Source organism: Streptomyces sp. T12, from assembly GCF_028736035.1.
Taxonomy (GTDB): Bacteria; Actinomycetota; Actinomycetes; order Streptomycetales; family Streptomycetaceae; genus Streptomyces.
The window spans coordinates 6,404,944-6,425,202 of record NZ_CP117866.1; the positions used below are offsets into that span (position 1 = coordinate 6,404,944).

Below are 20,259 nucleotides of genomic sequence, written 5' to 3' on the forward strand. Positions count from 1 at the left end.
TCCGGGTTTTCTCCGGGGGGACCCCGATGCCGGGAATGCCGGTTCGGCGCATCATGGAGGGACTCCGACCAGTACGGGGGAGGTGCTCCATGACGCATCCGTTGTGGCAGCCATGGCAGCCATGGCAGCCGGGGCCTGTCCCGAGCAGTCCGGCGATGCTCGCCTCGCACGCCGACCGTGAGCGTGCCGTGGATGTGCTCAGGGCGGGATTCGGTGAGGGCCGCCTGGAGAAGGACGAGTTCGACAAGCGGATCGAGCGGGCCTACGCGGCCCGTACCGTCGGTGAGCTGGCCCTGCTCGTGGCCGACCTGCCCCAGGGCCCCGTACCGCAGCCTGTGCCCCTCACGGCTGTGCCACGCACGTTCCTGCCGGCCCGGCCGCAGACCAATGGCAAGGCCGTCGGTTCGGCGGTCTGCGGGGTGCTGTGCCTGGTGACCTTCGGGATGACCGGCATCCCGGCAGTGGTCCTGGGGCACGCGGCCCGCTCCGAGATCCGCCGTACCGGGGAGAGCGGTGACGCGCTCGCCCTGACCGGACTCGTGCTCGGCTGGCTGTCGACCGCGGGCTGGGCGCTCCTGCTGACGCTGATGCTCGTGGCCGCCGCGGTGTCCGCGTGAGGACGGGCTACGGGTGGCCGGTTCGGGGGTTGTGCGCTACGGCTCCGACGTGCCGGGACCGCCGATTCGAAGATCAAACACGGCTCGTGGTCTTGACATGGGCCGGGCGGCGAGGTGGGCGAGGCCCATTTGTTTTGACCGCAGCGAATGAGGTAGGTACGCTCAGACCTTGTGCCTGGGGTGTGCCCTGGCTCTCGTGCGTGCCTTCGACCGCATAGCGAGCTGTGAGCGGCCACCGTAATCTGTGCTCTTTTCGCCTTGCGGCGGGAGTCCGCAGGATCGACACACCCGACCGCGTGGGTCGGCGACGTTCCAGGTTAGCTTCACCATTCGGCACACAGAAACCGGAGAAGTAGTGCCTACGATCCAGCAGCTGGTCCGTAAGGGCCGGCAGGACAAGGTCGAGAAGAACAAGACGCCCGCACTCGAGGGTTCCCCTCAGCGTCGTGGCGTCTGCACGCGTGTGTTCACGACCACCCCGAAGAAGCCGAACTCGGCCCTGCGTAAGGTCGCGCGTGTGCGTCTGACCAGCGGGATCGAGGTCACCGCTTACATTCCGGGTGAGGGACACAACCTGCAGGAGCACTCCATCGTGCTCGTGCGCGGCGGCCGTGTGAAGGACCTGCCGGGTGTTCGCTACAAGATCATCCGTGGTTCGCTTGACACCCAGGGTGTCAAGAACCGCAAGCAGGCCCGCAGCCGCTACGGCGCCAAGAAGGAGAAGTAAGAATGCCTCGTAAGGGCCCCGCCCCGAAGCGCCCGGTCATCATCGACCCGGTCTACGGTTCTCCTCTTGTCACGTCGCTCATCAACAAGGTGCTGCTGAACGGCAAGCGCTCCACCGCCGAGCGCATCGTCTACGGCGCCATGGAGGGTCTGCGTGAGAAGACGGGCAACGACCCGATCATCACGCTGAAGCGCGCGCTGGAGAACATCAAGCCGACCCTTGAGGTCAAGTCCCGCCGTGTCGGTGGTGCGACGTACCAGGTTCCGATCGAGGTCAAGCCCGGTCGTGCCAACACGCTCGCGCTGCGCTGGCTGGTCGGTTACTCCCGCGCCCGTCGCGAGAAGACCATGACCGAGCGTCTGCTCAACGAGCTTCTCGACGCCTCCAACGGCCTTGGTGCCGCTGTGAAGAAGCGCGAGGACACCCACAAGATGGCCGAGTCCAACAAGGCCTTCGCGCACTACCGCTGGTAGTCGCAGACCCCATCGAGACCGAGAGAAGACTGAAGCCTTATGGCTACCACTTCACTTGACCTGGCCAAGGTCCGCAATATCGGGATCATGGCCCACATCGACGCGGGCAAGACGACCACCACCGAGCGGATCCTCTTCTACACCGGCGTCAGCTACAAGATCGGTGAAGTCCACGACGGCGCTGCCACCATGGACTGGATGGAGCAGGAGCAGGAGCGTGGCATCACGATCACCTCTGCTGCCACCACCTGTCACTGGCCGCTCGAGGACAACGACTACACCATCAACATCATCGACACCCCGGGGCACGTCGACTTCACCGTTGAGGTGGAGCGCTCCCTGCGTGTGCTCGACGGTGCCGTGACGGTGTTCGACGGTGTCGCCGGTGTCGAGCCGCAGTCCGAGACGGTGTGGCGTCAGGCCGACCGTTACGGCGTGCCGCGCATCTGCTTCGTGAACAAGCTGGACCGCACCGGTGCCGAGTTCCACCGCTGCGTCGACATGATCTCGGACCGCCTTGGTGCGCAGCCGCTGGTCATGCAGCTTCCGATCGGCGCCGAGGCCGACTTCAAGGGCGTCGTGGACCTGGTCCGCATGAAGGCGCTCGTGTGGTCCGCCGAGGCCGCCAAGGGCGAGATGTACGACGTCGTCGACATTCCGGCCACGCACACCGAGGCTGCCGAGGAGTACCGCGGCAAGCTGATCGAGGGCGTCGCCGAGAACGACGAAGAGATCATGGAGCTGTACCTGGAGGGCCAGGAGCCCACCGAGGAGCAGCTGTACGCCGCGATCCGTCGCATCACCATCGCGTCCGGCAAGTCCAGCGACACCACGGTCACCCCGGTGTTCTGTGGCACCGCGTTCAAGAACAAGGGCGTTCAGCCCCTGCTCGACGCGGTCGTGCGCTACCTGCCGACCCCGCTCGACGTCGAGGCCATCGAGGGCCACGACGTGAAGGACCCCGAGGTCGTCGTCAAGCGCAAGCCGTCCGACGACGAGCCGCTGTCCGCGCTGGCGTTCAAGATCATGAGCGACCCGCACCTCGGCAAGCTCACCTTCGTCCGGATCTACTCCGGTCGCCTGGAGTCCGGCACCGCCGTGCTGAACTCCGTCAAGGGCAAGAAGGAGCGCATCGGCAAGATCTACCGCATGCACGCGAACAAGCGTGAGGAGATCGAGTCGGTGGGCGCCGGCGACATCGTCGCCGTCATGGGCCTCAAGCAGACCACCACCGGTGAGACGCTGAGCGACGACAAGCAGCCGGTGATCCTGGAGTCCATGGACTTCCCGGCGCCGGTCATCCAGGTCGCCATCGAGCCCAAGTCGAAGGGCGACCAGGAGAAGCTGGGCGTCGCGATCCAGCGCCTGGCCGAGGAGGACCCGTCCTTCCAGGTCCACTCGGACGAGGAGACCGGCCAGACCATCATCGGTGGTATGGGCGAGCTGCACCTCGAGGTGCTGGTCGACCGTATGCGCCGTGAGTTCAAGGTCGAGGCCAACGTCGGCAAGCCGCAGGTCGCCTACCGCGAGACGATCCGCAAGGCCGTCGAGCGCGTCGACTACACGCACAAGAAGCAGACTGGTGGTACCGGCCAGTTCGCCAAGGTGCAGATCGCGATCGAGCCGATCGAGGGCGGCGACGCCTCGTACGAGTTCGTGAACAAGGTGACCGGTGGTCGTATCCCGAAGGAGTACATCCCTTCGGTCGACGCCGGTGCGCAGGAGGCCATGCAGTTCGGCATCCTCGCGGGCTACGAGATGACGGGCGTCCGCGTCACGCTCATCGACGGTGGCTACCACGAGGTCGACTCCTCCGAGCTCGCGTTCAAGATCGCCGGTTCGCAGGCCTTCAAGGAGGCCGCGCGCAAGGCCAGCCCCGTGCTGCTCGAGCCGATGATGGCCGTCGAGGTCACCACGCCCGAGGACTACATGGGCGAGGTCATCGGCGACATCAACTCCCGCCGTGGCCAGATCCAGGCCATGGAGGAGCGGGCGGGTGCTCGCGTCGTGAAGGGCCTCGTGCCCCTCTCGGAGATGTTCGGCTACGTCGGCGACCTGCGCAGCAAGACGTCCGGCCGTGCCAGCTACTCCATGCAGTTCGACTCCTACGCCGAGGTTCCGCGGAACGTCGCCGAGGAGATCATCGCGAAGGCCAAGGGCGAGTAACGCTCCGCGTTCACACGCTTTAGGCTTGACTCCGGAGCCGCCAGGGGTATTCACCCACATTCGTGGGGGAATGCCCCCGGCCCCGGGCTTTCCAGCAAAGATCACCTGGCGCCGATGAAGCAAGGCGTTCAGAACCACTCCACAGGAGGACCCCGTGGCGAAGGCGAAGTTCGAGCGGACTAAGCCCCACGTCAACATCGGCACCATCGGTCACATCGACCACGGTAAGACGACCCTTACGGCCGCCATTACCAAGGTGCTGCACGACGCGTACCCGGACCTGAACGAGGCCTCGGCCTTCGACCAGATCGACAAGGCTCCCGAGGAGCGCCAGCGCGGTATCACCATCTCCATCGCGCACGTCGAGTACCAGACCGAGACGCGTCACTACGCCCACGTCGACTGCCCCGGTCACGCGGACTACATCAAGAACATGATCACCGGTGCTGCCCAGATGGACGGCGCCATCCTCGTGGTCGCCGCCACCGACGGCCCGATGCCGCAGACCAAGGAGCACGTGCTCCTGGCCCGCCAGGTCGGCGTTCCGTACATCGTCGTCGCCCTGAACAAGGCCGACATGGTGGACGACGAGGAGATCCTGGAGCTCGTCGAGCTCGAGGTTCGCGAGCTGCTCTCCGAGTACGAGTTCCCGGGCGACGACCTGCCGGTCGTCAAGGTCTCGGCGCTCAAGGCCCTTGAGGGCGACAAGGAGTGGGGCAACACCGTCCTCGAGCTGATGAAGGCCGTCGACGAGAACATCCCGCAGCCCGAGCGTGACGTCGACAAGCCGTTCCTGATGCCGATCGAGGACGTCTTCACGATCACCGGTCGCGGTACGGTCGTCACCGGCCGTATCGAGCGTGGTGTCCTCAAGGTCAACGAGACCGTTGACATCGTGGGCATCAAGCAGGAGAAGACCACCACCACGGTCACCGGCATCGAGATGTTCCGCAAGCTGCTCGACGAGGGCCAGGCCGGTGAGAACGTCGGTCTGCTGCTCCGCGGCATCAAGCGCGAGGACGTCGAGCGCGGCCAGGTCATCATCAAGCCGGGCTCGGTCACCCCGCACACCGAGTTCGAGGCGCAGGCCTACATCCTGTCCAAGGACGAGGGTGGCCGCCACACGCCGTTCTTCAACAACTACCGTCCGCAGTTCTACTTCCGTACGACGGACGTGACCGGCGTGGTGACCCTCCCCGAGGGCACCGAGATGGTCATGCCGGGTGACAACACCGAGATGAAGGTGGAGCTCATCCAGCCCGTCGCCATGGAAGAGGGCCTGAAGTTCGCCATCCGTGAGGGTGGCCGGACCGTGGGCGCCGGCCAGGTCACCAAGATCAACAAGTGAGCTTGTTGACTTGACCTGGTAGCTCCGACGCGAGCTCCTGAAGGGGCCCGCACGACTTCGGTCGTGCGGGCCCCTTTGCTTTCCGGTGCTTTCCGGCAGGGGAGACGCGTCAGGTGTTGGAGCCGTCCGGCAGGATGCAGAAGGCGACGTGGCTGAGGTCCGCGAAGCCACCGCTGGGGTTGATCGGGGCATGGAGCGTTTCGTCGGCCTCGATCTGGCCGGCCATCGTGGGCCGGTAGTCGTAGATGTTGGCGTTGTTGCTGCCCTTGACGATGACCGCACCGGCGGCGAAGGGGCCGCTGAAGTCGAACGAGAGAAGCTGCCCCTGCTCGCCCTCCGTGACGCCGAGGGTGATCGTTCCGTTCTGGCCCCCGGACGAGAAGTTGAGCACCTCTCCGTCCGCGGGCTCGTCGTCCGTGTCGACCTCCAGGGTGAACCCGTTGATGTCCTCGCAGTCCGGGTTCACCTCCGCCGTGTACTCAACGGGCGGCACAGCGGCGTCCAGCTGGTCCCCCGCCTGCGCCGACGCGGGGGCGGCGAAGGTCACGGCCAGCGCCGTCGACAGGCCGAGGGCGACGAGGTGTGCTCCCCACCTCGGGCGCCGCGATGGGGTCATTGCTCGAGTAGTCACTCGCACGACGAGTACTCCTTCTTGTTCTGGGTGTACCGGCCTTCGCGGACTGTCGCGCCTCTTCCTTCGGCGGCTCGAGCGCTGATTCGCATCCGCTGCCGGGCATCTGATCATTTACACAATCCGATCAACGCCACCCCCGGGGGATTCCTCTGCCTAGGCCGTCCGGGTTGCGGAGCACCGGAAAGGCCGAGCGCCGGTGTGTCGTCACGGGCGTTCGGCGAGGCCGTCACACCCCCGTGCGGGCCGGTTTCCGGCGCCTGTGAGCACGTCGTCCCGCGACGGGAAACGCCCGGTATCAAGTCATGCAAGTAGGACATACATTCAAAAAATGTTGATATAACCCTCACACAGGGCGTGAGCTGCTCCTCCGACGCAGCCGCGCCCCATGTGTTCGCCGAGGGCCGGGGTCAGAGGGAGAACCATGCGGCAGTTCACCAGCGCGGCGTCAGGGCAGGCGATTCCCCTCACGCCGCACCGGTCCACCACGCCCCAACGCCCTGCGCAGGGGTGGTGCGTACCGGTCGCGGTCGGTGCCGACTCCTTGGGGATGGCGCTGCCGACCGGGGTGACCTTCGCGGCGATCGGTGCGGCCCACCCCGTGCACCAGGCGGTGACCATCACGTTCGTCTGGGTGCTCGTGGGCCTCGCCGCCAGGCGCTACGCATCCTGGACATGGGACGAAGGCGCCCCGGTCGGACCGGTCGTGCGGGACTGGCTGGTGCTGCTCGGCGCGCTGGCCGTGCTGCGGACCGTATTCGGGCTCGGCGAGCCACCCGCAGCGGTTCTTGCCGCGCTGTGCCCGTCGTTGGCGGTCACCGTGGTCTGCCGCAAGGCGATCCATCGCCGCATCCTGGCCGTCCGACGCCGCGCCCGAGGGCTTCGACGTGTCCTCGTCGTCGGTGAGGCCGGGGCCGTGGACGCCGTGGTCGGGCAGCTCGCCGAGCGTACGGACCACGGGTACGTGGTGGTCGGGGCCTGTGTGCTGGGCGAGGGCGACGTGTTGTCCGGCCTGCCCGTGCCGGCCCGGCTGCGGGTCGGCGTGCCGACCGCCGCGGACGAGGATGCCGTGCCCGTGGCGGAGGCGGCTGAGGCGCTCGGTGCCGACCTGGTCTTCGTCACCACGGGCAGGCACATGTGCGGGGACCGGCTTCGGCGGTTGTCGTGGGCCCTGCACGACCGAGGCCGCCGGCTGATGGTGCTGCCCGGCATCGTCGAAGTGGCCCGGCGCAGGGTCCGTATCGCCTCGGCCGCCGGGCTCACCCTGCTGGACGTCTCACCGCCGACGCGCCGTGGGCTGCCGACGCTGCTGAAGGCCGCCACGGACCGGGCAGGCTCGCTCGTGCTGCTCATGGTGCTGGCTCCGCTGTTCGCACTGCTGGCGCTCGCCGTGCGCGTGAGTTCGCCGGGGCCGGTCATCTACCGTCAGGTCCGCGTCGGCCGGGACGGGACGCCTTTCCCCATGTGGAAGTTCCGGACCATGGTCGTGGACGCGGACCGGATAAAGGGTGACCTGGCGGCGGCGAACGAACACGACGGCCATATGTTCAAGCTGCGCCGGGATCCGCGGGTCACGTCCGCCGGGCGCTTTCTGCGCCGCTACTCGCTGGACGAGCTGCCCCAGTTGGCCAATGTCCTCCTCGGACACATGTCGCTGGTGGGACCCCGCCCGCCGCTGCCCGAGGAAGTCGCCCGCTACGACCAGGTGGAGATGCGCCGGCTGAGTGTCAAACCCGGCCTCACGGGACTGTGGCAGGTGAGCGGCAGATCCGACCTGTCCTGGCACGAGACCGTCTCGCTCGATCTGCGGTACGTCGACAACTGGTCGTGGACCTGGGACATGACGGTCATGGCGCGCACGGTTCGCGCCGTGTTGGACGGGCGCGGCGCCTACTGAGAAGGTTCGGCCCGGTGGCCTGGATCGACCCGTCAGGAAAGCCGGCACACCGAATCGAGATTCAGGGAGCGCACATACTGCTCGTCGACCTCGGCACCGCGGTAGCGCAGCAGGCGTGCCTTCTCGGGGATGCCCGGCGTGCACCGTGAGTCCAGCTTCAGGCGGAGGTCATGACGCAGGTACATCCACATTCCGCGGACGACGATCGGTGTGTAGTTGTCCCGGAAGTAGGCGATGTCGTACAGCTTCGAGGCCTCCGACCACATGCCGTGTGTCTCCACCAGGTCGGGTTTGCTGGCCGCCAAGTACGAGGGCATCGCAGCGAATCCGTCCCGGGCGAGCGCAGCGTTGGCCAGCAGGGCAAGGTCAAGAATCTTCAATTTCGTACAGCACAGACTCGAGCCCCCGACGTCCGGGGTCAACACGGTCAGTGCCGGCTGTCCCAGCTTCACCCGCACCTCATCCATCGCCTCGCCGGTCATGCGATATGCCGCTGGGGTGACAGCCACCTCGGTCTCGGGATGGAGCCGTGCGGCGATGAACTGCTTTTCGATGCCGCAGGCCGTGAGGAGAAGCAGCGCGGCGATCACGGCGAAGAGGCGGGGCGTGGATTTCAGGAAATGCATGACATGAGGCTTTGACAGTGCGACCGCCACCACGCCCAGCGCGATCGCGGCCTGCTCCATCCGTCCGATGTAGCCCCAGTTCCGGCCGATCCCCAAGTTGAATGCCGCGACAGCCGCGATGTAGCCGAGGCTGAAGCTCGCGACGGGGCGGACACTCCGTGAGCGCATGCGCCCGAATGCCTCGGTGCCTGCCGACCGCCACCCACTGCGCATGGCGGTCAACGCCGTGATGGCGATGACGGCTGCCGGCAGCAGGACGTAGAGGACCTCCACCGCGGCCACGCACACCTGCAGGATGTGCTTGATCGGCGAGTCCGCGCTGTACGGGCTGGACCGCTTCGCCGTCATCGTGTTCGGCAGCAGCGAGCCGAACAGCGCCAGGCGAACTGCTGTGAGCACCGTGAAGGAGAGAACGGCCCCCGCAGCCAGGGCCACCGCCGAGCGGTACTCCTTGGAGCAGAGCGCCAGCACCACAGCGCCGGCGATGACGTAGCCGACGGCTTCCGCCCGGATCCACGGGGCTGTGGCAGCCAGCAGCATCAGCCCGATCCACGCATGTCGGTGGCCGCTGCGCAGCAGCCATACGATCGCGAGCGCCGCCGCCGACAGCGACGTCATCTCCATTCCATTGATGGTCTCGTTGAGGAACGGCCCGTACCCGAAGAGCACCAGGCTGACGATCCAGGCCTGGAGGCGACCGTACTGTCGCAGCATGATGTACAGCAGGGCGGCACCGAGGGCTGCGAAGAGGCCGGACCACAGCTGGCTGGCCAGGATCATGCCGTCGAATTCCAATGGCAGCCAGCGGTAGGTCCCCGCCATCAGCAAGAACCAGAAGGGGCTCGAAAATCCCTCGACCGTCTCGGAGAGCGGTGTCAGCGCAATCTGGCCGGACTCGGCGAAGGTGCGTGCAAACGCAAGGGTGATGGATCCGTCGTCCCAGCCGTTCGCCCCGATGAACAGAGCGAGGGCGGAGTGCATGAGAAGGACCGCGCAGAACAGGCCGTAGGAAAGGGGCCGGTCTGTCTTTTCGGCTGCCCGTCGAGGCGCTGATGCGAGGTCGTCCGTCGTGCGGCTGACGCCGAGATCGTGTGCCGTCTGCCCAGCGTGCATGCCGTCTGTCCTCGTGTCGGAATCCCGCTCTTTTTCCTTCAGGAATTCAATTTCGACTCAGCGATGGCATAGTCCATCAATCAGAACGGGCGGCGGTCGCGGGCGCGCTCACAGCCGAGGCCAATCGGGTGGATCTCACGATAAGTCCGCTTGTCTCATCGGGTGTGGCGCGCCCGAGCGCTTACGTTCGTGACATGGCGATCATGGCGAGGCAGTCATCCATAGGCGAGATGCATGGGACACGATTACGCGAAGGGCTCGCCTCACCCAGCTGGTCGACCGCGTCGCTCCAGGTGATTTCGGAATCCTCGCGCACGGACGCCATTGAGGATGTGGCAAGCGGTGATCGTTGCGCCTGCTCAGGCATGAGGTTGAGAGAGTGGACTTCCCCAGCACACTGAAGCAGCTCTCGAAGGCGCAGAAGCCCGCCCGCGGGGTCCCCGGCTACTCACGATTCGTCAATCGGCCGGCCGGAAGGCTGCTCGCGGCCGCGGCTCACCGTATCGGGCTTTCGCCCAACCACGTGACCGCCGCAAGCGGCCTGGTCACCTTTCCGGCCATTGCCGCGATCGCCCTTTACCCCCCCTCACACGCGCTCGCACCATGGGTCGCGTTCGCCTTGCTCGTCGGGTTCGCGCTTGATTCCGCGGACGGTCAACTGGCCCGGCTGCACGGGTCGGCCAGCCCTGCCGGGGCGTGGATGGACCATGTGGTGGACTGCGCGAAGATCCTGAGCGTCCATGCGGCGGTTCTGATTTCGTTCTACCGGTTCTTCGACCTCCCGCGTCCCGTCCTGCTGCTCACCCCGATCACCTTCCAGTTCGCCGCTGTCCTGCTGTTCTTCGGAGGGATCCTGACGGAACAGCTGAGACGGCGAGGGGACGATGCGCACGTCGGCCCGGTGCGCCCGGCCTCCGCTGCTCGCGGTATGGCGCTGCTGCCCGTGGATTACGGCCTGCTCTGCCTGATCTTCTTGTTCCTGGGAAATCAGAAGCTCTTCTTCACGCTGTATGTCGCCCTGCTCGCGGCCCACCTGATGCTCGTGCCCGCATTCTTCGCCAAGTGGTTCCGGGAACTCTCCTGACCCGGTTCATTCCCCTCACAAAGAAGGGTCGACCCATGGCAGACACCGCCGTGCCGACCGCCGTGGAACGCTCCCTGCGAGGCTTCACCGGAGCCGGCTACGACAAGGGGCGCCCCCTGCTCGTTCAGGCAGCCTGGTTCGCGGTTCTCAACCTCGTCTTCGTGAAGTGGTGGTTCCCGGCCCGCTGGCGGCCCGTTCTGCTGCGGGCCTTCGGCGCGCGGATCGGGCAACGGGTGCTGATCCGCCAGCGGGTGCGCGTGCACTGGCCGTGGCGGCTGGACATCGGTGACGACGTATGGATCGGCGAGGACGCCTGGTTGCTGAACCTCGAGCGGATCAGCATCGGCAGCAATGTCTGTGTCTCCCAGGGGGCGTTGCTGTGCACCGGCAGCCACCAGCGCCTCAGCCCCACCTTCGAGTTCGACAACGGGCCCATCCGCCTGGAGCCCGGAGCCTGGGTGGCGGCGCGGGCCGTCGTGTTGCGAGGGGTCACCGTCGGTCGTGGCGCTGTGGTGGGTGCCGCGGCGATCGCCCACCGCGACATCGCACCGGCCGAGGTCGTCACGGCGAGGGGCGTGGGATGAGGCTCGTTCATGTGGTGACGCTCGTCAGCGAGGACGGAGCGTACGGCGGTCCCACGAGCGTGGCGACGGGACAACTGGAGGAGTGCGCCGCGCGCGGCCATGAGGTCACGCTGCTGTCCTTGTGGCGAGGCAGAGCCGAGGCACCGGCACGCATCGGCTCGGTTCCGCTGCGAACGCGCCCGGCGCGCGCCCTGCTTCCTGGCCGCTTCACCGGGATCATGCACCCGCTGCTCGTCAGGGACATGTGGCGTTCCATGGGCAGGGCCGATGTGGTGCACATCCACGCGGGGCGCGACCTCGTCTCCCTCGCCGCGCTGGCCGTGGCGACGCTGCGGGGAAAGAGGTTCTTCACGCAGACGCACGGAATGGTGGAGCCACGCCACAGGCTTGTGGCCAAGCTCTTCGACAGCCTGTACGTACCTCTCCTGCGCCGGGCGCGCGGTTGTCTGGTGCTCACCGAGCGGGAGCGGCGGGCCGTGTCCGAGGTCATCGGACCGCAGGGGCCGCCGCTGCTGACGTTGCCCAACGGGGTGCGGCCCGAGCGCGACGCGGCGGTGGAGCGTCGGCCGCACGCCCCGGAGGTGCTCTTCATGGCGCGGCTGCATCCGCGCAAGCGCCCGGAGGCGTTCGTCGAGATGGCCGCCCTGGTCCACCGGAAGCTGCCCGACGCGCGGTTCACCCTGCACGGGCCGGACGAGGGCTCGCTGCCGACGGTGCGTCAGCTCATCGCCATCCACCGGCTCGGGGATGTCGTCTCCTACGGCGGGGCGCTGTCGTACGCCGAGGCGGTGCGTGCCTACGCGAAAGCGGCGGTGTACGTGCTGCCGAGCGTGGACGAGCCGTTCCCCATGACCGTGATCGAAGCCATGTCCGCCGGAACCCCGGTGGTGTGCACGGACACCTGCGGCATGGCGGACGAACTCGCGCGCCGCGGAGCGGCGATCGTCACCGACGGCAGCCCGCAGGCCATGGCCGACGCGGTCTGCGAGCTGCTCACCGACGAGGACAAACGACATGGGCTGGTGAAGGCGGGCACGCGCGCAGTGGAGGAAGCCTTCTCCATCCACGCGGTGGCAGACCGACTGGAAGAGCTCTACCGAAATCTCTGACAGGTCCAGACGGAGGCATCAGGTAACCCGGGGCGGCGCAAGGGCGTGGCATATTGGCCTAATTCGGATAATTGGTGCATAGCCTACCAGGCGGGTCTCAGTGACCACTGATTCCGGGTTTCTGGAGGAGTTGCCATGACCAAGCAGGTGGACGCCGTTGTTGCCGGAGGCGGGGGATTCATCGGTGGGCATCTCGCTGCCGACCTCCTGGCGCAGGGGCTGTCGGTGCGCTGCGTCGACATCAAGCCTCAGTACGAGTGGCACCAACTGCACCGCGACGCCGAGAACGTCGTCGCCGATCTGTCGCTCCTGGAGAACGCCCGCGACGCCGTCCGGGGCGCCGGCCAGGTGTACATGCTGGCCGCCGACATGGGCGGCATGGGGTTCATCGAGAACCACAAGGCCGCCTGCATGATGTCGGTGCTGATCAGCACACACATGCTCAAGGCCGCCCACGAGGCCGATGTGGAGCGCTACTTCTACTCCTCGTCCGCCTGCGTGTACGCCGCCGGCAAGCAGACCGCCGCGAACGTCACCGCGCTGAAGGAGGAGGACGCGTATCCGGCACAGCCCGAAGACGGCTACGGCTGGGAGAAGCTCTTTTCCGAGCGCATGTGCCGCCACTTCGAGGAGGACTACGGGTTCACCTGTCGTGTCGCGCGCTACCACAACGTGTACGGCCCCGCGGGCACGTGGACCGGCGGCCGCGAGAAGGCCCCGGCGGCCGTGTGCCGCAAGATCGCCGAGGCGGCCATCTCCGGGTCGCACCGGATCGACATCTGGGGTGACGGTCGGCAGACCCGTTCCTTCATGTACATCGACGACTGCCTCCACGGCACGCAGATGCTCATGCACGGGGCCAGCAGTGTCCCCGTCAACATCGGCTCTTCCGAACTCGTCACCATCAACCAACTGGTCGACATCGTCGAGGAGATCGCGGGCATCCGCTGCGAGCGCAAGTACCAGTTGGACGCGCCGCAGGGCGTACGCGGCCGCAACTCCGACAACAGCCTGATCCGCGAACTCCACGGCTGGGAGCCCTCGATCCCCCTCACCGCGGGCCTCGAGAAGACCTACGCCTGGGTCTACGACCAGGTCAAGCTCGCTCGCTCGTGATCGCTCGTGATCGCTCGAATCGGCAGGGAGAGCAGCCGATGAGGATCCTCGTCCACGACTACAGCGGGCACCCGTTCCAGGCACAGCTCAGCCGTGAGCTGGCGCATCGCGGTCATGACGTCGTTCACTCGACCTGCCCGGCCTACGTCTCCGGGAAGGGCAACCTCGCCGAAAACGCGGTCGCCGGCCTGCGGTTCGTCACCATCGGCGACCACATCGTGCTGGACAAGGGCGCCTACGTCCGCCGCCTCTTCCAGGAGACCCGGCTGGGCCTGGAACTGGCCCGACAGGTGCGGCGCGAGAAACCGGACGTGGCGATGCTCGGGAATCTGCCGATCCCGACCCTGGTCGTGGCCGCGTCGGCGCTGAAGATGCTGCGCATCCCCTGGGTGTTGTGGCACCAGGACATCACCGCGATCGCTCTTCGGAGCTTCGCCGCCGCCGGTGTGTCGAGGCTGATGGGCGTCGCCGCCAGAGTCTTCGAGCAGGGCGAGAAGTGGTCGGCGCGACGCGCCTCGGCGATCGTGGTGATCGCCGACTCCTTCGTGCGGGTCCACCGGGAGTGGGGCACGGCCCACAAGGTCACCGTCATTCCCAACTGGGCGCCGCTGGACGAGATCCTCCCCGTGGCCCGCACCAACGCGTGGTCGCAGGAGCACGGCCTCACCGGCGTCAGGACCGTGCTGTACTCGGGCACGATCGGCCTCAAGCACAACCCCGCCCTGCTGGTGCGCCTGGTCGAGACGCTGCGTGAGCAGGGCGAACGGGTCCGCCTCGTCGTCGTCAACGACGGCCCGGCCGTCCCGGTCATCAAGGAGGCCGCGGCCGCCCGAGGCGTCGATCTGACCCTGTTGCCCTTCCAGCCGTACGAGCGGCTGCCCGAGGTGCTGGGCACGGGTGATGTGCTGGTCGTGCTGCTGGCGGCGGACGCCGGGGAGTTCTCGGTGCCCTCCAAGACGCTGTCCTATCTGTGCGCCGGACGCCCGGTGCTGGGCCTGATGCCGGCGGACAACCTGGCGGCGCACCTGCTCCGCAAGGCCGGCTCGGTGGTGTTCGCCCCGGAAGAGTCCTCGCTGGCGGACGCGGCCACGTGGGTCCGCGAGGTCCTGAACGACCCGGCGCGTGCGGAGTCCCTGGGCAAGGAGAGCCGGGCGCTGGCCGAGCGCGAGTTCGCCCTGGAGGGCTGCGCCTCGCAATTCGAGGACATCCTGAGGACCGTAAGCCGCTCCCACACCGGCTGAGCCTTTTCGGCATGGCATGTCTTCTCATCAACCAACATCGGGAGCTCTCGATGCGCGAAATTTCCTACGAAGAACAAACGGTCAAGTCCGGCAATCCGCTGGCGCGTTTCGCTCACCGTACTCGTATGACGGTGGCGGTCGACCTTGTCACCGGGGTATGCGCGAAGAACGGAACCGTCGTCGATTTCGGCGCAGGGCCGGGACTCTTTCTGCACACGCTCGGCGAGGCGCGCCCCGACGTCACGCTCGTCGGATACGACCGGTACATGGAACCGGCGTATTCCGAAGTGAAGTACGCGGAATCGATGGAAAGCATCGCGGCGCAGAGCGTGGATGTGCTGACCGCGTTCGAGGTCTGCGAGCATCTTTACGCCAAAGAACTCGATGATCTGCTCGAAGACGCGGTGCGCATTCTCAAGCCGAACGGCGCGCTCGTGATCTCCGTACCGATCATGTGCGGCCTGGCCATCGTGCCGAAGGTGTCGAACTGGATGATTCGCAGCCGCTCGCTCAAGTCGGAGTACACGCCTACGGAAGTGCTGAAGGCACTGGTCGGAATGCATGTGAGTCGACCGCAGAATCCGCGCACCACACACAAGGGCTTTGATTTTCGTGAACTGCGGGAAGTCGTGAGGGAGCGGTTCTCTCTCGATGCCGTGCATATGAGCCCGGTGCCGAACCTGCCCTGGTGGTTGAGCTCGCAGTACTTCATGGTTTGTCGGCCGAAGCGGCAGCCCTCAAGCAAAACGCTCGTGGATTCACCCGATATGTATCGCATGTGAGATACAAGTAGATTCACGTGAGAGGGGTGCAGGTGCAGGGCAGTCAAGAACGTTGCATGGCCGCGGTCTGTGCCTGGGCCGCTGTACTCATCGGCTTGCTGCCGGGGCTGGTCCTGCAGACCTCCGACGGCCACGTCGGCGCCGCACTCGTCGTGCAGTGTGTCGTCGTGGCGCATACCGGTGGCGCGCTCACGTGGGTGCTCACCGATACGTCAGTACGGCTCGTCGCGTTCGGTTTCTGGCTCTTCTCCTATGTATGGCTCGGGCTGGCGCCGCTGGCCATGCTCGCCACCGACACCTACCCCCTCGGCTACCGGACCGACGAGGCCAACGCCTTCACCGTCACCGTCCTGACCGAAGTCGGGCTCCTCGCCTACAGCGCCGGAGCGCTCCTGGCCGCCAGGCGGGCAGAGAATCGCTCGGTCGTTCTCGGACCGGTGCTCTCCCGCAGGCTCGCGCCGTTGCCCGTGCTCGTCCTGAGCGGCCTGTCCCTCGTGCTCGCGGTCGTGCTCATTCCCCAGCTGGGAGGGTGGGGCGCCTTCTTCACCAGCAGGCAGGCCCTGTGGCAGTCGCAGTCCGCGACGGATTCGGAGCGGACGCTGCGCACCTGGATCCTCGCCGTCCCCGCCTTCTGGGCCTTGGTGGGCCTGATCCACCTGCCCCGCCGCACGACGGGCGACCGGTGGTTGCGCGGCGCCCGCCGGCTGCTGCTCCCGCTGCTGCTCGGGCTCAACGTGGTCGTCAACAACCCGATCAGCAGGCCGCGCTTCTGGGCCGGCACCGTCCTTCTGGTCCTGCTGTTCTCCTGGAGCCGGTTCAACCGCCCACGGGCCTTCCGCATCACCGCCGCGGCGCTCACGGCGGTGGTGCTGCTCGTCTTCCCGTACAGCGACTACTTCCGCTACAGCGAACGTGAAGCCGTCCAGGTGGTGAGCCTGACGGAGCAGCTCACCTCGAACATGGACTACGACTCCTTCCAGCAGATGCAGACGGGTGTCGACCATGTGAAGGAGCACGGCTTCTCGCCGTCGGACGCGCTCGGTCCCGTCGTGTTCATGGTGCCGCGCTCCGTGTGGCCGGAAAAGCCGCAGGCCGTCGGCATCACGCTCGCCCAGCATGCGGGCTACGACTTCTGGAACCTCTCGGCACCGCTGTGGATCGAGAGCTACATGTGGGCCGGTTTTCCCTCGGTGGCGGCCGTCTTCTGCCTGCTGGGTGCGGCCGGGCGCCGTATGGACGACATCCGGGAACGGCTCCGGGACAGGCGGACGACGCTGGCGTTTCTGCTGGTCCCGGCCTTCGCCTTCTACCAGATGATCTTCCTGCGCGGCAGCCTCCTGGCCATCGTGGGGCCGATGCTGCTGCTCCTGGTCGTCCCGCTGTTCATCACCCGCCCCGCCGCCCGGCCATCCCGGTTCCCTTCACCGGCGCTGCCGCCCGCGACCGCCAGCCACGCATCCATCCCTGGAACAGGAGGCATCCGTGACCAGCTCCACCAGCTTCGATGACCGGTACGGCGAACCGGACCAGCTCCGCGACCAGCTGCGCCAGCTGCTGAAGTACCGCGTGACCATCGCGCTGGGTATCGTCCTCGGGCTGCTCGGGGGACTGCTGCTGGTGCTGCTCCGCGCGGGCAGCTACACCTCCACCGGTGAGGTCCTCGTCCGTTCGACGGTGGACCCGTTCAGCACCTTCGGCGTGTCCGTCGACAACCAGGTGAGCATGGGCACCGAGCAGCAGATCGCGCTCAGTGCCTCCGTCGCGGCCCGTGCGGCAAAGGCGTTGCGTGAACCCTCCCACGCCGACACGCTGCTGGAGGAGCTGCGGGTCAGCAATCCGCCGCACACCCAGATTCTCCGGTTCGAGTACACGGCCGGCACGCCGAAGCGGGCGGCCCGGATCACCAACGCGTTCCTCGACGCCTATCTCGCCGACCGCAAGGAGCGGACCGACGCCACGGTGCGGCGGATGGCGAGCGCGCTGAAGAAGCAGCTCGCCCCGCTGACCAGAAAGAGCAACGCGGAAGCCGGCAAGCCCGGCAGCGCGGCTCTGCGGGACCAGATCAACGTGCTGCAGAAGCGGATCTCCGACTTCGAGTCCCGCGACACCACCGGAGGCGACGTCGTACGCAAGGCCGAGCCGCCGGAGCAGCCCGCGGGGCCGGGGCCGGTGGCGCTCATCGGCCTCGGCCTGATGGGCGGACTGGTGCTGGCCGTCCTGCTCGCCTGGCTGCGGTGCGCCTTCGAACCGCGGGTCCGCTCGGTCGGCGAGGCCCAAGGCGCACTGGGCGCCCCGGTGCTGGCCATCCTCCCGGGCACCGGGAAGGACGGCGAACTGCTGGAGGTCGGCCGGGTCGCCAGCAGTCGCGCGGAGGTGTACCGCACGGTCGCCTTCCACCTCCGGCAGGGCGATGCCCGTACGGCCGGCGGCACGCTGCTGGTCGTGGCCCCGAAGCACGACCGCGAGGCCGAGGCGGCCGCCATCAACCTCGCCGCCGTGTTCGCCGAGTCCGGTGAGGACGTACTGCTGGTGGACGCCACCGCGAGCACACCCGGCCTCGCGGCACGACTGCCGCTGCTGAGCGAGGACTTGGGTGACGACGCCGAACCGCTGCGCCCCTTGGACGGCCGGGTCGTCGTCGACGCGGGCACGGCGGGGCGCATCACGCTCTGCCCCGACAGACGGGGTGCGTCCACCGGCGACATCCCGATGTCCCCCATGGTGGTGCGTGCTCTGTCGTGTGCCGCTGCCGGAAGGTCCTCGGTGGTCGTCACGCGGCCTCTGCTGGAACACGCCGACGGTCTCGCGGTCGCCCAACGCGCGGACGGCGTCCTCATCGTGGGCGGCCTGGAGCACACCACACGTGACGACCTCAGGCAGGTTCGCGAGCTGATCAGCTGCTCGGGTGGACACATCGTGGGCGCGGTGCTCTGCCCGGGTACTCGGCGGAGCCTGCTCCGCGGTGCCCTGGACGGCAGCCGCGGGCCGGGGGAGCCGGGCTCGTCCGCGATGCCGGCCACCCGTGCCGAGGGTCTGTCCGGCGCTGCGCACCAGGCCGGCGGCCACCCGCAGGAAGAGCTGATCTCCCAGCCGCAGGGCTCGTCCGCCCAGGACGACACGCTCACCGCCTCCAAAGGATGAGCGCCTCCGGAACGGCCCTTCCCGCCGCCGGTGGGAAGGCCGCCCGGAGCGGGGTCGCCGCCACCGCGCGGGGCGGGTGGTGGGGCTTTCTGGGGGCAGCGGTCAGCGCTGTCTTCGGCTACGCCCTCGTCACCCTGGTCACTCGTGCCCTGGGGGCGCATGGGTCGGGAGCGGTGTTCACCGGCGTTGCCGTCTTCACCATCCTCAGCAACACCTGCAAGCTCGGTGCCGACACCGGGCTGGTGCGCTTCGTCTCCCGTGACGTGGCCACAGGCGGCGGCCGGCAGGTGGGCGCGCTTCTGCGCACCGCGGTCGTACCGGGAGCCGCGGTGAGCACCGGGGCCGCCGCCCTGCTGTTCCTGTCTCCCTCGATGGCCACCTCGCTGCTGCCGAACCTGGCTCCACAGGACGCGGTCACTCTGGTCCGGCTCTTCGCCCTGTTTCTCCCTCTGGCCACGGTCACCCTGGTTCTGCTCGGCGCGACCCAGGGCTACGGCACGGTGATTCCGCTGGTCGGGGTCGAGCAGATCGGCAAACCGGTCCTGCGCGTGCTGATCGCCGTACCGGTCGCCCTGCTGGCCCCGGGTGTGCTGAGTCTGGCCGCCGCCTGGCTCATTCCCTCCCTGGCCGGCGTCGTCGTCGCCTGGCACGCGCTGCGCCGGTGCCGCCGTACGAGCCCCGGGCGTCCCCCCGCACCCGACGCGGCCGCCACACGGCACGGATTCTGGGCATTCGCCGGGCCCCGGGCGATCTCTTCCGTCTTCGACATCAGCGCGGTCTGGGTGGGCGTCGTCCTGCTGTCCTGCCTGGCGACGAGCGAAGAGGCGGGCATCTACACCGCCGTCGGCCGGGTCGTCATCGCGGCCACGCTGCTCCAGCTCGCCATCCGGCTGGCCGTCGCTCCGGAGATCAGCCGGCTCCTCGCCGTGGGCGACATCCCACAGGCCCGCCATCTGTACCGGGTCTCGACGCGCTGGATCGTGCTGTTCTCCTGGCCGCTGCTCGTCCTGCTCACCTGCTTCCCGGGCACCGTCCTGTCCTTGTTCGGGCCGGAGTTCGAGCAGGGGGCGGCCGCGCTGGTGGTGCTCTGTATCGCCTCGGCGGTCAACGTGGGGGTGGGAAACGCCCAGACGGTGCTGCTCATGGCAGGCAAGAGCTCGTGGCATCTGGCGGTCACCGGTGTCGCGTTCACGGTGCAGCTGACGGTCGGCCTGCTCGCCGTACCCCGCCTGGGCGTCCTCGGAGCCGCCCTGTCGTGGGCAGCGGCGACCGTCGTCGAGAACCTGGTCTCCGCCGCGCTGGTGCGGCGGCATCCGGGCTTCACGATCATCGACCACGGATATCTCCTGGCGACCGCCGCCGGCCTGTGTCTCACGGTGCCGCTGGTCCTTCCCGCCAGGCTCCTGGCAGGTGACACGGCCATCGGACTTGCCGTCGCAATCACCATGGGATTTTGCGTATTCGGTATAAGTTTGTGGCGATTTAGCGCCCCCCTGGGGGTGCGTGAACTCGTCGGTGTGCTGCGCGAACGCGCCACTTGAGGCCGTCTCAGAGCCGAGACCGCCCCTGCTCCTCCCCTTCTCCCACCCGTACTTGCTGCAACC

Annotated in this window: 17 protein-coding genes; 15 read left to right on the top strand and 2 right to left on the bottom strand. The window is 67.6% G+C overall.

The features are described from left to right. Positions 1 to 89 precede the first annotated feature (89 nt). From PBV52_RS29000 to tuf, 5 genes are all read left to right on the top strand, one after another. Positions 90 to 617 (top strand): DUF1707 and DUF4190 domain-containing protein, encoded by a 528-nt coding sequence (locus tag PBV52_RS29000; protein ID WP_274242218.1) that lies wholly within the window; start codon positions 90 to 92, stop codon positions 615 to 617. Positions 618 to 972: 355 nt separating this feature from the next. Then, positions 973 to 1,344 (top strand): 30S ribosomal protein S12, encoded by a 372-nt coding sequence (gene rpsL, locus PBV52_RS29005; RefSeq protein ID WP_003948652.1) that lies wholly within the window; start codon positions 973 to 975, stop codon positions 1,342 to 1,344. Positions 1,345 to 1,346: 2 nt separating this feature from the next. Next, positions 1,347 to 1,817, top strand: coding sequence for a 30S ribosomal protein S7 (rpsG, locus tag PBV52_RS29010; protein ID WP_003992340.1), 471 nt, complete (start codon positions 1,347 to 1,349; stop codon positions 1,815 to 1,817). A 39-nt stretch (positions 1,818 to 1,856) separates the two neighbouring features. Then, entirely contained in the window at positions 1,857 to 3,983 is a 2,127-nt protein-coding gene (gene fusA, locus PBV52_RS29015) for an elongation factor G (protein WP_274242271.1), read from the top strand. Between the two features lie 154 nt (positions 3,984 to 4,137). Then, positions 4,138 to 5,331 carry an elongation factor Tu gene (gene tuf / locus PBV52_RS29020; protein ID WP_030046358.1) on the top strand — a complete coding sequence of 398 codons (1,194 nt, stop codon included), beginning with the start codon at positions 4,138 to 4,140 and terminating at the stop codon, positions 5,329 to 5,331. Positions 5,332 to 5,440: 109 nt separating this feature from the next. Here the strand turns inward: tuf and PBV52_RS29025 are convergent, their stop codons facing one another. Then, positions 5,441 to 5,947, bottom strand: a complete 507-nt coding sequence (locus PBV52_RS29025; protein WP_274242274.1) for a hypothetical protein — start codon at positions 5,945 to 5,947, stop codon at positions 5,441 to 5,443. A gap of 439 nt (positions 5,948 to 6,386) precedes the next feature. Between PBV52_RS29025 and PBV52_RS29030 the strand changes: the two genes are divergently transcribed. Further along, positions 6,387 to 7,859: a sugar transferase gene (locus tag PBV52_RS29030; protein ID WP_274242276.1), complete on the top strand. Its 1,473-nt coding sequence runs from the start codon at positions 6,387 to 6,389 to the stop codon at positions 7,857 to 7,859. Positions 7,860 to 7,891: 32 nt separating this feature from the next. Here the strand turns inward: PBV52_RS29030 and PBV52_RS29035 are convergent, their stop codons facing one another. Then, the gene (locus tag PBV52_RS29035) at positions 7,892 to 9,598 is read right to left on the bottom strand and encodes a hypothetical protein (RefSeq protein WP_274242277.1); all 1,707 of its coding nucleotides are present in this window, start codon (positions 9,596 to 9,598) and stop codon (positions 7,892 to 7,894) included. Positions 9,599 to 9,977: 379 nt separating this feature from the next. On the opposite strand from PBV52_RS29035, the gene PBV52_RS29040 reads away from it, so the two are divergent. From PBV52_RS29040 to PBV52_RS29080, 9 genes are all read left to right on the top strand, one after another. Beyond that, positions 9,978 to 10,682, top strand: coding sequence for a CDP-alcohol phosphatidyltransferase family protein (locus tag PBV52_RS29040; RefSeq protein ID WP_274242278.1), 705 nt, complete (start codon positions 9,978 to 9,980; stop codon positions 10,680 to 10,682). A 35-nt stretch (positions 10,683 to 10,717) separates the two neighbouring features. After that, positions 10,718 to 11,266: a putative colanic acid biosynthesis acetyltransferase gene (locus PBV52_RS29045; RefSeq protein ID WP_274242279.1), complete on the top strand. Its 549-nt coding sequence runs from the start codon at positions 10,718 to 10,720 to the stop codon at positions 11,264 to 11,266. Continuing rightward, complete coding sequence (locus PBV52_RS29050) at positions 11,263 to 12,375, top strand: glycosyltransferase (protein WP_274242280.1); 1,113 nt, start codon at positions 11,263 to 11,265, stop codon at positions 12,373 to 12,375. The genes PBV52_RS29045 and PBV52_RS29050 overlap by 4 nt, the downstream gene beginning before the upstream one ends. A gap of 135 nt (positions 12,376 to 12,510) precedes the next feature. Beyond that, the gene (locus PBV52_RS29055) at positions 12,511 to 13,491 is read left to right on the top strand and encodes an NAD-dependent epimerase/dehydratase family protein (RefSeq protein ID WP_274242281.1); all 981 of its coding nucleotides are present in this window, start codon (positions 12,511 to 12,513) and stop codon (positions 13,489 to 13,491) included. Positions 13,492 to 13,529: 38 nt separating this feature from the next. Beyond that, positions 13,530 to 14,732: a glycosyltransferase family 4 protein gene (locus tag PBV52_RS29060; protein ID WP_274242283.1), complete on the top strand. Its 1,203-nt coding sequence runs from the start codon at positions 13,530 to 13,532 to the stop codon at positions 14,730 to 14,732. 11 nt (positions 14,733 to 14,743) lie between these two features. After that, on the top strand, positions 14,744 to 15,514 hold the full coding sequence (locus PBV52_RS29065) for a bifunctional 2-polyprenyl-6-hydroxyphenol methylase/3-demethylubiquinol 3-O-methyltransferase UbiG (RefSeq protein WP_274242285.1): 771 nt from the start codon (positions 14,744 to 14,746) through the stop codon (positions 15,512 to 15,514). 56 nt (positions 15,515 to 15,570) lie between these two features. Beyond that, on the top strand, positions 15,571 to 17,022 hold the full coding sequence (locus tag PBV52_RS29070; protein WP_274242286.1) for a hypothetical protein: 1,452 nt from the start codon (positions 15,571 to 15,573) through the stop codon (positions 17,020 to 17,022). Continuing rightward, entirely contained in the window at positions 16,997 to 18,655 is a 1,659-nt protein-coding gene (locus tag PBV52_RS29075; protein ID WP_274242288.1) for a hypothetical protein, read from the top strand. The genes PBV52_RS29070 and PBV52_RS29075 overlap by 26 nt, the downstream gene beginning before the upstream one ends. Continuing rightward, positions 18,652 to 20,196 (top strand): oligosaccharide flippase family protein, encoded by a 1,545-nt coding sequence (locus PBV52_RS29080; protein ID WP_274242290.1) that lies wholly within the window; start codon positions 18,652 to 18,654, stop codon positions 20,194 to 20,196. The genes PBV52_RS29075 and PBV52_RS29080 overlap by 4 nt, the downstream gene beginning before the upstream one ends. The last annotated feature ends 63 nt before the right edge of the window (positions 20,197 to 20,259 follow it).